The following is a 13,999-nucleotide window of genomic DNA, read 5'->3' as shown; positions in this document are numbered from 1 at the left end:
TTCCCTGATTCCCCTCGGAATCGTAGTAGTTACAGCAGGGTTCCTCGCGTTCGGTGTTATCAACCTAACGAATTTTCTATGGGTAACGGGAACCCAGGTGGCGGCATCTGCCATTCTTTTCATGGTTGCATTAGCAGGATCCAAAAATGATAAGAGGAAGCAGCACGAAGATACTTCTCTTTAGTGCGTACGGTTAACAGCACAGTGTGATCGATCGAAGCTTATTGCAGCTTTTGACGTCGCCAAGCGCCCAACTCCCTGCCTTCTTCTTTGTAAATCCCCTCCCGCACACCTAGCCCGAAACGCCAGCAACCCCCACCTCCTCACATGGTCTCCCATGTGTTTGGAGGTGGGGGTTGTTGCGGCAGTACAGAAACTTAGGCGTTCAACGTCCTAGGAGGTGCCTAGTTGATGCGGCCGGTTTCCTTACGGTACTGGCGGTAGTAGCGGCGGCCGAAGTGAATGGCACCGATGGCCAGGACAGCGATAACAACGAGGGAGATAGCACCCACGATGATGTTCGGCTGGTAGTCAGCACCGGCAATGCCCTGCGGGAACTGCCAGGTGCCAAGGCCCCAAATAAGGATGCCAGCTGCCGGCAGAAGCGAGAGAATCAGGCCCATGCCTACCCACGTGGAGGTACGCAGCAGAGAAGAGTGCGGTGCACCGTAGGACACGGGGTCGTAACCCTCGATGTAGGAGTCCTGAATCTTGCCGGAGAACTCCGGGTAGGTCTCGCTGTGGTGATCAGCTACTGCCGGGTTGAGGTCGCTCATGGCTGAAACTTTCTCTCGTTCCTGTTAATCCTGTGAATGACTATAGCTTAGTCGTCCTTGCCGCGGAAAGCAGCCCGTGCACGTTCGCGGGTAACTGCAGACACAGCGGTCAGCGGGACGCCAGCCGGGCACACGTCGGCACACTCACCGTAGAGCGAGCAGTGGCCGAAGTTCTGCTCCAGATCGTCCACCATGTTGCGGGCACGGCGGCCACGCTCTTCCTTGCCCAGAGGCATGAGGGAGAGGTGAACCAGCTTGGCACCGGTGAACAGGTGGGCAGCACCGTTCGGGCAGGATGCCACGCAAGCGCCACAGCCGATGCAGGCAGCGTGGTCCAGCGCGTACTCGGAGGTCTGGTGGTTGATGTGCAGGGTGTCAGCATCCGGAGCGGTACCCGCATCCATGGACACGTAGCCGCCCTGCTCCATGACATGGTCCAGCTTGGCGCGGTCCACGATCATGTCCTTGATAACCGGGTAGGCAGCGGAGCGGAAAGGCTCCAGCTTAATGGTGTCGCCATCCTTGAACTGGAACATGCGCTGCTGGCAGGCCGGGGTGTTCTGGCCCGGGCCGTGCGGGCGACCATTGACCAGAAGGCCACAGGTACCACAGATGCCCTCACGGCAGTCAGAAGCGAATGCGAAAGGCTCCTTGCCAGCTTCAATGAGTCCTTCATTGACGTGGTCGAGCAGCTCCAGGACGGACATCTGCTCGGCGGCGTCATCAACCTGTACGGTCTCGAACTTACCTTCTTGCGTCGGTCCGGCTTGACGCCAGATCTCAAGTGTCAGTTTCATTACTTGTAGTTCCTTGTCATCAGCGGGATCGAATCAAAGTACAGCGGCTCGGCGTGGCGGATGAATTCGCCCTCAGCAGCGCCCGGCTCCCATGCGGAGACGAAGCACCAGTTCTCATCATCACGCTCGGCCTCGCCGTCCTCGGTGAGGTGGTCCTCGCGGAAGTGAGCACCACAGGACTCGTCACGGTCGAGAGCGTCAACACACATGAGCTCACCCAGGTCGATGTAGTCGGCGACGCGAAGGCCGTACTCGAGAACCTGGTTCATGTCGTTAACGTCACCCGGGATACGAACGTTGGCCCAGAAGTCCTCGCGCAGGGCGCGGATCTTCTCGATGGCGACCTTGAGGTCCTCAACGTTACGCGAAACACCGCAACCCCAGTAAAGGATGTCACCAAGCTGACGGTGGTAGTGGGCCGGGCCGTGCGGATCATTACCATTTACCGTCATGAGACGCTCGATACGTGCCTGTGCACGGGCGATGGTCTCAGCAGCTTCGGCGGAATCCTCAGCCAGCTTCTCCTCACCGAGGTGATCAGCCAGGTAGTTCGGGATGGTGAACGGCAGGGTGAACCAACCGTCAACAGAAGCGGACAGCAGCGAGTTGGCGCCCAGGCGGTTAGCGCCGTGGTAGGTCCAGGAGCACTCACCAGCAGCGAAGAGGCCGTCGATGGTGGTCATCTCGTTGAAGTCGGTCCACAGGCCACCCATGGTGAAGTGGCAGGTCGGGGCAATACGCATCGGCGTCTCGTACGCAGACTCACCAATGGCCTCTTCGTACATTTCGATGAGGTTGGAGTAGCGCTCACGAATCTTGTCCTTGCCCAGGCGCTCAATAGCGTCGCGGAAGTCCAGGTACACCGAGTTGTGCAGCGGTCCAACACCCAGGCCCTTGTTGATCTGCTGGGAGATAGCACGGGATGCCACGTCACGCGGGACGAGGTTACCGAAGGCCGGGTAGCGGCGCTCCAGGAAGTAGTCGCGCTCCTCTTCCGGAATCTCATTAGCCGGACGGTCATCCTTCTCCTTAATCGGAGACCAGATGCGGCCGTCGTTACGAAGGGACTCGGACATGAGGATGGTCTTGGACTGCCACTCGGAGTTGACCGGCAGGCCAGTCGGGTGGAACTGGATGAACGCCGGGGAGGCCAGGTATGCACCGTTCTCGTAGGCGCGCATCATGGCGCCAGCGTTGGAGTTCTTGGCCAACGTGGACATGTGGTACACGTTGCCGTAACCGCCGGTACCGAGGATGACTGCGTGGCCAGTGAAGGCCTTGAGCTCGCCGGTAATGAGGTTACGGGTCACGATACCGCCGGCGCGCTTCTTGCCACCGTCGTTGTAGGTGATGATGTCCTGCAGGTCGTGGTGAGCAAAGAGCTCCACGTTGCCCAGACCAATCTGGCGGTAGAGCGCAGAAGTGGTGGACAGCTGCAGCTGCTGGCCTGTTTGGCCACGGGTGTAGTAGGTACGGGAGACCTGAACACCACCGAAGGAACGGGTAGCCAGGGTGCCGCCGTACTCGCGAGCGAACGGAGCACCGATGGCGTTCATGTGGTCGATGACGCGGATGGACTCGGTGGCCAAGCGCCAGCAGTCGGACTCGCGGCAGCGGTAGTCGCCGCCCTTCACGGTGTCCTTGGTGTGGCGGTAAGCAGAGTCGTTATCCACCTTCTTGTGGCGGGACGAGTTCACACCACCCTGCGCAGCAATGGAGTGCGCACGACGTGGAGAATCGTGGTAGGTGAAGACCTTTACCTTGTAACCCAGCTCGCCCAGCGCAGCCGCAGCGGAACCAGCAGCCAGGCCGGTACCCACAACGATGATTTCGAACTTGCGGCGGTTCAGCGGGGAGACGAGCTCCATGTGGTCCTTTTGGTAGCTCCACATGTCCTTCATCGGGACGCCGTGCGGCTCATGGGACTCCAAGATGCGGCCCGGCTTGACGCCCGGGACGACGGACTGCGGGTGCGAGAAGTTGGGGTGCTCGCGCTTCAGATCAGTGTTCGCGTTCGCATTCTCGTTTGCGTTCGCGGCAGACACGGGATTCGCGTTAGTCATGGGTTCAAAACTCCTTTAGCTGACCCAGCCCAGGGCGACGGACAACGGCATAACGATGTTCGCCAGGCACACGACGGCCGGGACGACGTACGCCAGGACGACAAAGACCTCGCGCCACTTTGCACCAGTGATGCCCAGGTCAGACGCTGCAAGACGAATGCCGTGGGTGAGGTGCAGGAAGAGGCAGAGCATAGCGATGACGTAGATGATGGTCACCGGCCAGCGCGAGAAGGTAGCAATCATGTTGGCCTTCACTGCGCCGTGGACGAAAGCCTCTGGGGCCACCGGCTGCACACCCATGGTCAGGTCCAGGATGTGGAAGACGATGAAGAGAAGCAGCACAACGCCAGTAACCAGCATGGTCTTGGTGGCGAAGGAGTCCAGGCCACCCATGAGGTTGGTGCGCTTGAACTTGCCACGAGCTGCCTTAGAACGAGCCGTCAGGGCGAAGGCACCGTAGATGTGGGCGATAACGCAGGCCAGCAGCACGATGCGGATAATCCACAGAAGGTGGCCGCTCGGAATCAGCGGATCACCCATACTGCGCAGGAATGCACCATAGGCATCGATAGCTTCCTGGCCGTCATGAGCCGGCAGGTACAGCTTCAGGTTTCCAGCCATGTGACCCACTACGAAGAGGGCAAAGAACAGACCGGTAATAGCCATCGTCAGCTTCAAAGCCCAGGAGGGAATTCCCGGCTTAGGACGAATCGTTTCATTAGTAATGCGGCCGTGAGCGAGGGCTTCACGGTCAGGATTTTTTACAGACATGACACCTCCATAGTCGTCCTTACCTTACGCAGGACTTCGCGCTGGCCACTAGTTAAATCCCCGCCAGATGGCACCGCCTACCCACACTCGCTCCACCCGCAGAAAATACTTGAGGTATGGATCACCTAAGTTACGCATGTGGTTATGCCGCTTTACCTTGATCACTCCCTTTTACGCAATATTGCCATTGCGTAAATATTTCGCCCGTGAGACTTTGCTCACAGCGTGTGATGCGAGTGACGAACTCACCCCTTTAGGTGTCAAACTTTCGCATGAGGTGCACACCTACACTTAAGCTCTTGCTCCCTGTGAATACCCCCGCTTCGCAGCGGAGTTAAAATACTTCACACATTATTTGCAAAACTATTGTTATGACCGAAAGGCAATAGGTAACCTAGCTCACATGAGTAAGACATACGTAGGTTCACGCCTTCGCCAGCTGCGCCGCGAACGCGATCTCAGCCAAGCCTCCCTCGCCGCTACGCTGGGGCTTTCCGCAAGCTATGTAAACCAGATCGAGCACGATGTGCGCCCCCTTACCGTGCCGGTCCTACTCCGCATCACTGAAGTATTTGGCGTCGACGCCACCTTCTTCTCTCGTGATGATGACTCGCGACTACTCGCAGAGATTCAGGATGTCGTTCAAGATCAGGAGATTTGCCCCTCCCCCGTCGAACTTCAGGAACTCTCCGAGCTGGTGTACAACCACCCCACTGTTGCTCGCACGCTCGTCGATATTCACCGGCGCTACCGCAATATCCGTGACAAGCTCTCGCTCGCAACAGATTCACGCCGCTCTGATGGCAGCCAAGCCCTGTCGATGCCTCACGACGAAGTGCGTGACTTCTTCTACGCCCGTCAGAATTACCTAGACGAGCTAGACATCCATGCAGAGGGCGTAGCCAGCGAGCTTGGCGTAGCGCCTTTCCACATTCGCGATATTGAAAAGGCTCTCGGGGATAGGCTCGCCTCCCAGCACGGCGTGGAGATCATCACTACTGACCGCATGGATGGCACCCTGCACCGCTTCGATAGCGAAACCGGCACATTCCGTCTGGCTAGTCGCCTTAGCGTGGGCCAACGCGCCTTCCGCATGGCGGCTGAGCTTGGTTTTCTCGAAGCCGGCCCTCTCATTGACAGCCTTGTGGATGAAGAGCCGTTCACCTCAGACGCATCCATCAATCTGGCCAAGCGCGGTATTGCCAACTACTTCGCCGCTGCCACACTATTGCCTTATGGCCTAATTCATGCCGAAGCGGAACAGTCTGGCTACGACGTGGAGTACCTGTGCAATGTATTCGGTGTAGGTTACGAGACTGTTGCCTCACGCCTCTCTACTCTCCAGCGACCCAACAAGCGCGGAATTCCGTTTACCTTCGTACGCGTGGACCGTGCGGGCAACATGTCCAAGCGGCAGTCCGCCACGGGCGTACACTTTTCCAACTCTGGCGGCACGTGCCCCCTGTGGAACGTCTACGAGTCCTTCTCGCGCCCCAACACCATTTCCCGTCAGTTGGCTCAGATGCCGGATGGCCGTAACTATCTATGGATTTCTCGGACGGTGAGTTACCCGCAAGGCCGCTTTGGCGATACCAACAAGCTGTTCGCCATTGGCTTGGGCTGCGAAGCCCGCCACGCTGACCGCATTGTCTATGCCGAGGGACTCAACTTAGAAGATCTATCCGCTGCCACCCCGATTGGCGCCGGCTGCCGCACCTGCCCCCGACAGAATTGTGCCCAGCGCGCCTTCCCGGCAATCAATGAGGCTCTGGTTATCGACGCTCACCGTTCCGCTATTGCCCCCTACTAGCTAGGAAGCGGTAATTCCGCATATCCCCATGCGCCAACCCCGAATTAAAATGGTCATACTTTACACCGTAAACCAGGAAGAATAAAAAGGGCTGGGGAGGACTCTCCACCTGACCGTTTTTGGATGGCGCACACTGAACGGCAGGCGATCCCTACAACTTATCCGCGTGACCTGCACACATAGTTATCACTATTCGCCCCATTTCAGCTAGATCACATGTTTTTAAAGCTTTTCACAGTAAAACCTCGCTGATCTTGACACCGTAAAGCGTCTATAGTGGTCTGCGAACCGTTAAACACTTCCAGAAAGGATTTTTATTATGAGCAGCTTCGGAAAAGGCGCACTTGGTCAGGTTTGGCAGCTCCTCATCACCGTCGTGAGCGCACCGTTCGTACTGTCCTCCAACCTTTTCAAGTAAGTGGGACACGCTGAGGTGCTTCGGCGCCACAGCGGCATAACAACAAACTCCCCCTCACCTCCGATTCCTATCGGGATGAGGGGGAGTTTGTGCGTTGCTAGCGGTTCTGACCGCGCCTCTCAGTAGGGTCAGCGCCGCCTTGCCCGAGTCGAATATCCCGGCTCGGGCTAGGTCGCGCTCTGTTAGAGGTTGATCATGTGGCCACCGATGCCCTCGGCAGCTTCCTTCATAGCCTCAGAGAGAGTCGGGTGGGTGTGGACATTGCGTCCAATTTCCTCAGCGGTGAGGTCGAAGCGCTGTGCCAGGGTCAGCTCCGGGAGCAGCTCAGACACGTTGGAGCCCACCATGTGGCCGCCAATGAGCTCACCAAACTCGCCATCGGCAATGAGCTTCACAAATCCAGCAGTCTCGTTGAGGCCCGCTGCCTTACCGTTAGCGGAGAACGGGAAGGTCGCAACCTTGATGTCACGGTCAGCGAACTTCTCACGCGCCTGCTCCTCGGTGTAGCCAAAGGAGGCAACCTGCGGGTTGCAGAAGGTAGCGCGCGGCATGTTCATGTAATCACCGAGCAGCTGCGTCTCAGCGCCGGCGATAACTTCCGCAGCAACAACGCCCTGCGCCTCAGCCACGTGGGCGAGCTGCAGCTTCGCGGTGACGTCACCGATGGCGTAGATGCCATCAACGTTGGTGCGCATGTAGTCGTCGATAGCAATAGCGCCGCGCTCAGTGAGCTCAACGCCGGTGTTCTCCAAACCGAAACCTTCGGTGCGCGGAGCGAAGCCGATGGAGACCATGCAGCGATCCACGGTGAGGGTATCGGTCTTGGAACCGTCCTTGGACTCGACCTCAACGGTGACGTTGTCGCCGTTGTCCTTGATTGCGGTGGTCTTGTAGCCCGTCAGGAGCTTCACGCCGAGCTTCTTGTATTCCTTGGCAATGGCCTTGGAAACATCCTTGTCCTCGTTCGGTAGAACGCGGTCCATGAACTCCACGATGGTCACGTCCACGCCGTAGTTGGCCAGAACGTAGGCAAACTCCATGCCAATGGCACCAGCGCCGACAATCACCATGGAGTCCGGAGCGTCGTCGTTAAGAATCTGCTCCTCGAAGGACACGATGTTGCCGCCAATTTCCACGCCCGGAAGGGAGCGAACGACGGAACCCGTGGCGATGATGCAGTTATCAAAGGTAACGGTCTTACCCTTGTCATCACCTTCGGTGATTTCAATGGTCTTTGCGTCCTTGAAGGAGCCGAGGCCATTAATCTCCGTAATCTTGTTCTTCTTCATCAGGTAGTGCACGCCCTTGACGATGCCTTCAGAAACCTTACGGGAGCGCTTGTGCGCTACGCCGAAGTCGAAGGAGACATCGCCGGAGATGCCAAAGGCCTTGGCCTCGTGGTTAAAGGTGTGCGCAACCTCTGCATTCTTGAGCAGCGCTTTGGAGGGGATGCAGCCCACGTTGAGGCAGACACCGCCCCAGTACTGCTTCTCAATAACAGCAACCTTCTTGCCCAGCTGGGCAGCGCGGATGGCGGACACGTAGCCGCCGGGGCCCGCGCCGAGTACTACAACGTCAAAATGTTCATTAGTCACGCCCTACAGAATACGGAACTTTGTGCCTGATGTCTCACCACCCCCACGATGTGTGGGGTGACGTGAACGACGACACGGTAATGAAGGGCAGGAGGTATCGCAGGGCCTAGTCCCTATGTCGGCTTAAACCCCACCCGTGGGGAAGAGTCGGATCGGAAAAAGCCCTCGCTCACGTGAGATGTGAGTGAGGGCTAACGCTGTGCGGTGCTCTTTTAGTAGAGGCCCCAGTCCAGTGCGGCCTTCGAGGACGTGGAAGAACCGGAGTGGACAAACTGGCCCAGCACCTGGTTGATGGTGACGAGGATGGTGTCAAAGAAGTTCATTGTTCTGCTTTCTATTGGCGTAAGGGAGTCTCATGCGGCTAGGTTCCGCAGCGCGGCGGCATCGCGAACGTAGTCACAGCATCTAGCACCTCTAGCGAATGAGACGCCCGCGGCGTTACATAACGCGTGACAGTGCGCGTGAAGATTATGACACGGTTTCAACTTCAATACCACCAATAACTTCAATAACTTGGTAAGTTTAAACTCGATACCCTCATCTTGAGGGTTCGGATTTACCCTTCTGCCTGCACAGTTACAGTTTCTCGAAGGGGATATCCAGAGCATCTTTTAGAATTGCCCTACATTCCGCTCATCACCTAGAAAGCGAGACACCATGAAGTTTGCGCGCTCTCTCACGACGCTGGCAGCGGCCTCAGCCCTTGCCCTCGGCGCCGTGGCTTCCCCTATCGCCAGCGCATCCGACGTCACCCCGGAGCAGATCCGTGGTGAGGCAACGCCGTCCACCATTTCTGAGCTCGATGTCTATGGCGAAATTGAGGAGTACCTGCCCACCAATGACGCCGGTCAGACTGTCCCTTCCCGTGAGGAGTACGAGGCTTCCGTCGGAAAGAATGTGACGTTCGAGGACGTCAACATCAACAAGATGCCAGACGAAAAGCAGTGGTTGGGCTTCATTCTGAAGTACGCCGATTACCGCCAGAACGTCAAGGCACTCAACGCTACCGCGCCAGCCATGGACCGCCACGTGCCGCTGGCTGTCGTCACCCCGGACGGTACCTTCGATTCCTCCCGCCCCACTCTCTACCTGCTCAACGGCGCCGGTGGCACAGAACAGGGTATGGACTGGTTGGTGTCTACTGCAGGCCAGGACCTAGATCCCAACAAGGACGGAATCCAGGATCTGGATGATTACTACGGTGATCGCAACGTCAACGTCGTTGTCCCGCAGGCAGGTGCCTTCTCCTACTACACCGACTGGATTAAGTCTCCGAACAGCGGTTATCTCAAGGGCCCGCAGAAGTGGGAAACCTTCCTGACCAAGGAGCTTCCGGGACCACTTGAGGAGCACATCAACGCTAACGGCAAGCGTGGCATCGCAGGCATGTCCATGTCCGCCACGTCCTCGCTGGTGCTGGCTCAGCACAACCCGAATTTCTACGACGCCATTGGCTCCTACTCTGGCTGTGCAGCAACCTCCTCCCCGCTGCCGAATTTCTACGCGCAGCTCACCGTGAACCGCGGCGGCGGCAGCACCACACAGATGTGGGGCCCGAAGGGCGGGGACTACAACCGCTACAACGATGGCCTCATCAACGCCACGAAGAACAACATGGGTAACTCCCAAATCTATGTCTCTGCTAACTCCGGCCTTGCCGGCGCAACCGACATGGGTTCTTCCAAGATTGAGCGCTTGGGCTCCGCCCAGGCCTTCAAGTCTTCCTCGACTCTGGTGATTGAAGGTGGCGTCATTGAGGCAGCCATGAACGCGTGTACCCACGACCTACGGGCAAAGCTCAACCGCGAAGGCGTCGACGCGGACTTCAACTTCCGCGAGACCGGTACTCACTCGTGGCCGGGCTGGCTCGATGACATCAACTCCTCGTGGCCTACCTTTGCCCGCGCTTTCGATCTTCCGGTGGAGCCGGTAAGCGGCGGGACGTCGGACAGCGCGTTGAATGCACCAGCTGACAAGGACGCTGAGTCTGAGGCTGAGGCAGATGCCGTCGAGAATGCTGACGTTGAGTCAGACGCTAACGCCAAGGCGAAAGATACCGATAAGCAGGATATGGACAAGGCCGAGGCAGAGGCAGACCCTGCTGCCCCCGCTGACTCCTTGCCGGTCGACTCTGACTCAGCCCCGAAGGTCGACCCTGAAGCCACTGAGCAGTAAGCTCAACTCGCCATAACAATTGTCGAATAAGGATCCCCATGAAGCGTCTTAGCTCTCTTCTCGCCGCCGGCGCCCTCACCGCAGCCGCGCTGGTCAGCCCCGTTGCGAGTGCCGCCACCCTGAAGCCGCAGGAGGTTGCAGGTGATGCCGCACTGTCCACCGTGTCGGACCTGGAGCCTAATCCCGAGGTAGAGGGCCAGAAGTGGTACGACCGCTACAAGGATGATCCGCGCCTGCTAAAGCTGCAGGCCACGTCGCCGTCCATGAACGGCCGCGTTATTCCGCTGGCCGTTATTCCGGCAAAGAACCCGGACCGCCCCACCATCTACCTGCTCAACGGCGCTGGCTCTGCCGAGCAGGACACGGACTGGCTGGCCAACTCTAATGTGGTGGACTTTTACGCGGACAAGGACGTCAATGTGGTTATCCCACAGTCAGGCGCGTTCTCCTACTACACCGACTGGCAGGAAGACCCGAATGGAAAGTACCTCAAGGGCCCACAGAAGTGGGAAACCTTCCTGACCAAGGAACTTCCGGGACCACTGGAGCAGCGCCTCAACGCGAACAACAAGCGCGCTATCGCTGGCATGTCCATGTCCGCCACGTCCTCCCTGCTGCTGGCGCAGCACAATCCGGGTTTCTATGACGTTGCGGGCTCCTTCGCAGGATGTGCCGCTACTGCCTACCCGCTGGAGTACGAGTTCCTGCGCGTCACCGTCAACCGTGGCGGTGCACAGCCGGAGCAGATGTGGGGCCCGATGGGCTCGCCGTACAACCGCTACAACGATGCCCTTATGAACTCGGAGAAGCTGCGCGGAACCGACCTGTACATTTCTTCCGCTAGCGGCCTGGCCGGTGAGAAGGACACCCCGTCCTACTGGATCAACAAGGGCTACAACCCGGCGGCAGCCTTCGTTGGCTCTGCTCAGCTGCAGGTGGAGGGTGGCGTCATTGAGGCAGGCGTCAACCACTGCACCCACATGCTCAAGGCGAAGCTGGATAAGCAGAACATTCCGGCCACCTACAACTTCCGCAACGTGGGCACCCACTCCTGGCCGGGCTGGACCGACGATCTGGAGAAGTCCTGGCCTACGTTTGAGGCAGCCTTCAACTCCTAAGCTTTCTGTGGAGGCCTTCACGAAGAGCCCCAAGCTTTTCGGTCTTGCGGGATAAGGGCGGTAGGATAGCGGCATTATGAAGCTGCTCTCCACCGCCCTTTCGCATATCACCGCCGCTCACGGAACCGCCGCGCACACTCGGGATAGCTATACGGGAGTGGACTTCAACGTCGGGTTTGAGGTTACCCATTATGATTTGGACCTGACCTACCGCGTGGAGCCCAACATGCTCCAAGGCACCGCGGTACTGCATATCCGCGCATTGGAAGAGCTGGATAAGCTCACGTTGGATCTCGGTGGAGCCATGGTTGCTCGCCGCGTTACCGCGAAAAATGCCCCGCGCGTGGCCCGCCACCGACTTTCCGCCGGAAAGCTGCGCTTGAGTTTTGCAGACAGCATCGCAGAAGGCCAAGAATTCGAGTTGCATATCCGCTATGGTGGCTCGCCGCGCCCGCTGCGCACGCCGTGGGGCGAGATTGGGTGGGAGGAGACCGATTCCGGCTCGCTCGTCGCAAGCCAGCCTAACGGCGCGCCGAGCTGGTTCCCGTGTGATGACACCCCTGGTGAGAAGGCCACCTTCGATATCCGCATCACCGCGGATGATCCTTTCATCGTGATCTCCAACGGCACGCTGGTCTCCCGCCGCCGTTCGGGTGGTTCCATGACACGCTGGCACTACCGCGTCACGCACCCAATGGCGACCTACCTCGCCACAGTGCAGGTAGGCGAATATATGGAAATCAACCTGGGCCGCAACGTGCGTGCCTGGGCGCCAGCCCGCCTCAAGCAACTGGTGCTGGATGAGTTTGCTCAGCAGCAAGAGATGCTGGACTTCTTTTCCGGTCTCTTTGGTGAGTATCCCTTCCCCGATTACCAGGTGGTCATCACCGATGATGAGCTGGAAATCCCTCTGGAGGCCCAGGGCTTGTCCATCTTCGGTTCCAACCACGTCAAGGGTGACCACGTCTTCGAGCGGCTCATCGCTCATGAGCTTTCCCACCAGTGGTTCGGCAACTCCGTAGGTCTGCGTGAGTGGAAGGATATTTGGCTCAATGAGGGCTTTGCCTGCTACAGCGAGTGGCTGTGGCGCGAGCATGCCCATGGCCGCCCGGCGCATGACTCTGCACGTTCGCATTACCAGGTGTTGGCCCGCAAACGGCAAGACATTGTTCTGAGTGACCCGGGCACGCGCGACATGTTTGATGACCGTGTCTATAAGCGCGGCGCGCTGACCGTCCATGCGCTGCGCCGCCTGTTGGGTGATGAGATCTTCTTCCTCACGGTTCGTGAGTACCTCTCCGCCGCACAGCATTCCACGGTGACCCCGGAGGACCTCATCAGCCGTCTGCGTGCGGTGGCTGTTGATCCCGCTGCCGTGGACGCTCTCCTGGATGAGTGGCTTAACCACGAGGCGCTGCCTAAGTTCCCGGCTTAAAACTTCGCTGCCATGCCCTACACTTGAGCACCATGCGCAGAATGCTTGTCACCGGTGGTGCCGGTTTTATTGGGGCAAACTTCGTCAGACTCGTGGCCCAGCAGCGGCCAGAGGTGGAGATTACTGTCCTCGATAAGCTCACCTACGCGGGTAACCGCGCCAACCTCGCCGGCGTGGATGCCACGCTGGTGGTAGGTGATGTGGCGGATGAGGGGGTCGTCGATAAGCTCGTGGCCCACGCCGATGTCGTCGTCCACTTCGCCGCCGAGTCCCACAATGACAACTCCTTGCGGGATCCTTCGCCCTTCCTGCACACCAACGTCATGGGCACGTTTGTGTTGCTTGAAGCCTGCCGCCGGCACGATGTGCGCTTCCACCACATCTCTACCGATGAGGTGTTCGGCGACCTGGACATTGGCGCGGATACCTACTTCACCGAGGAAACTCCCTATAACCCTTCCTCGCCCTATTCGGCCACAAAGGCCGGCTCGGATCACCTGGTGCGCGCGTGGGTACGCAGCTTTGGGCTGCGGGCAACCATATCGAACTGTTCCAATAATTACGGCCCCTACCAGCACATTGAGAAATTCATCCCGCGGCAGATCACTAATCTGCTTGTGGACCAACCGGCAAAGCTTTATGGCACGGGCGAGCAGGTGCGGGATTGGATTCACGTGGATGACCACAACGAGGCCGTACTCGCCATTCTGGACCGCGGGCAGATTGGTGAGACCTATAACATCGGCGCCGACCAGGAGGATACCAATAACCGCCAGGTCATCGAGATGATTTGTGAGCTCATGGGAGCCACGGACAACGGCCAGGCGCGCTTTGAGCACGTGACGGATCGCCCGGGACATGACCAGCGCTACGCCATGGACGCCAGCAAGCTGCGCCGCGAGCTGGGCTGGACCCCGCGCTACACGGACCTGCGGGAGGGCCTCGCCGCCACCATCGAGTGGTACCGCGCTAACGAGGACTGGTGGCGCGCGGGCAAGGAAGAAGTCGAAGCCAACTACGCAAAACAAGGACAATAAAAAG

General features: G+C 58.6%; 10 protein-coding genes. 5 read left to right on the top strand and 5 right to left on the bottom strand.

Annotation, left to right across the window (positions count from 1 at the left end; all coding sequences use genetic code 11):
• Positions 1-404: 404 nt before the first annotated feature.
• Genes I6J26_RS07185 through I6J26_RS07170 form a run of 4 tightly spaced genes read right to left on the bottom strand, consistent with a single transcriptional unit; the run spans position 405 to position 4,407 of the window.
• Positions 405-776, bottom strand: a complete 372-nt coding sequence (locus I6J26_RS07185; protein ID WP_115021075.1) for a hypothetical protein — start codon at positions 774-776, stop codon at positions 405-407.
• Positions 777-823: 47 nt separating this feature from the next.
• Positions 824-1,573 carry a succinate dehydrogenase/fumarate reductase iron-sulfur subunit gene (locus I6J26_RS07180; RefSeq protein WP_115021074.1) on the bottom strand — a complete coding sequence of 250 codons (750 nt, stop codon included), beginning with the start codon at positions 1,571-1,573 and terminating at the stop codon, positions 824-826.
• Entirely contained in the window at positions 1,573-3,636 is a 2,064-nt protein-coding gene (locus tag I6J26_RS07175) for a fumarate reductase/succinate dehydrogenase flavoprotein subunit (RefSeq protein ID WP_115021073.1), read from the bottom strand. The genes I6J26_RS07180 and I6J26_RS07175 overlap by 1 nt, the downstream gene beginning before the upstream one ends.
• 15 nt (positions 3,637-3,651) lie before the next feature.
• The gene (locus I6J26_RS07170) at positions 3,652-4,407 is read right to left on the bottom strand and encodes a succinate dehydrogenase cytochrome b subunit (RefSeq protein ID WP_115021072.1); all 756 of its coding nucleotides are present in this window, start codon (positions 4,405-4,407) and stop codon (positions 3,652-3,654) included.
• Between the two features lie 403 nt (positions 4,408-4,810).
• Here I6J26_RS07170 and ramB point away from each other — a divergent pair, with 403 nt between their 5' ends.
• The gene (gene ramB / locus I6J26_RS07165; RefSeq protein ID WP_115021071.1) at positions 4,811-6,217 is read left to right on the top strand and encodes an acetate metabolism transcriptional regulator RamB; all 1,407 of its coding nucleotides are present in this window, start codon (positions 4,811-4,813) and stop codon (positions 6,215-6,217) included.
• Between the two features lie 600 nt (positions 6,218-6,817).
• Here ramB and lpdA read toward each other — a convergent pair.
• Positions 6,818-8,230, bottom strand: a complete 1,413-nt coding sequence (gene lpdA, locus I6J26_RS07160) for a dihydrolipoyl dehydrogenase (protein ID WP_039673426.1) — start codon at positions 8,228-8,230, stop codon at positions 6,818-6,820.
• Between the two features lie 657 nt (positions 8,231-8,887).
• Between lpdA and I6J26_RS07155 the strand changes: the two genes are divergently transcribed.
• From I6J26_RS07155 to rfbB, 4 genes are all read left to right on the top strand, one after another.
• Entirely contained in the window at positions 8,888-10,405 is a 1,518-nt protein-coding gene (locus I6J26_RS07155) for an alpha/beta hydrolase (protein ID WP_115021070.1), read from the top strand.
• 38 nt (positions 10,406-10,443) lie between these two features.
• Positions 10,444-11,523 (top strand): alpha/beta hydrolase, encoded by a 1,080-nt coding sequence (locus I6J26_RS07150; protein WP_115021069.1) that lies wholly within the window; start codon positions 10,444-10,446, stop codon positions 11,521-11,523.
• A gap of 76 nt (positions 11,524-11,599) precedes the next feature.
• Positions 11,600-12,958, top strand: a complete 1,359-nt coding sequence (locus tag I6J26_RS07145) for a M1 family metallopeptidase (protein ID WP_115021068.1) — start codon at positions 11,600-11,602, stop codon at positions 12,956-12,958.
• Between the two features lie 41 nt (positions 12,959-12,999).
• Positions 13,000-13,995 (top strand): dTDP-glucose 4,6-dehydratase, encoded by a 996-nt coding sequence (rfbB, locus tag I6J26_RS07140; RefSeq protein ID WP_181815423.1) that lies wholly within the window; start codon positions 13,000-13,002, stop codon positions 13,993-13,995.
• Positions 13,996-13,999: the final 4 nt, after the last annotated feature.

The sequence above is a fragment of the Corynebacterium minutissimum genome, from assembly GCF_016889765.1.
In the GTDB taxonomy this organism is placed as follows: domain Bacteria; phylum Actinomycetota; class Actinomycetes; order Mycobacteriales; family Mycobacteriaceae; genus Corynebacterium; species Corynebacterium minutissimum_B.
The sequence above is the reverse complement of the archived record's forward strand: the minus strand, read 5'-3'. Positions and strand labels throughout refer to the sequence as shown.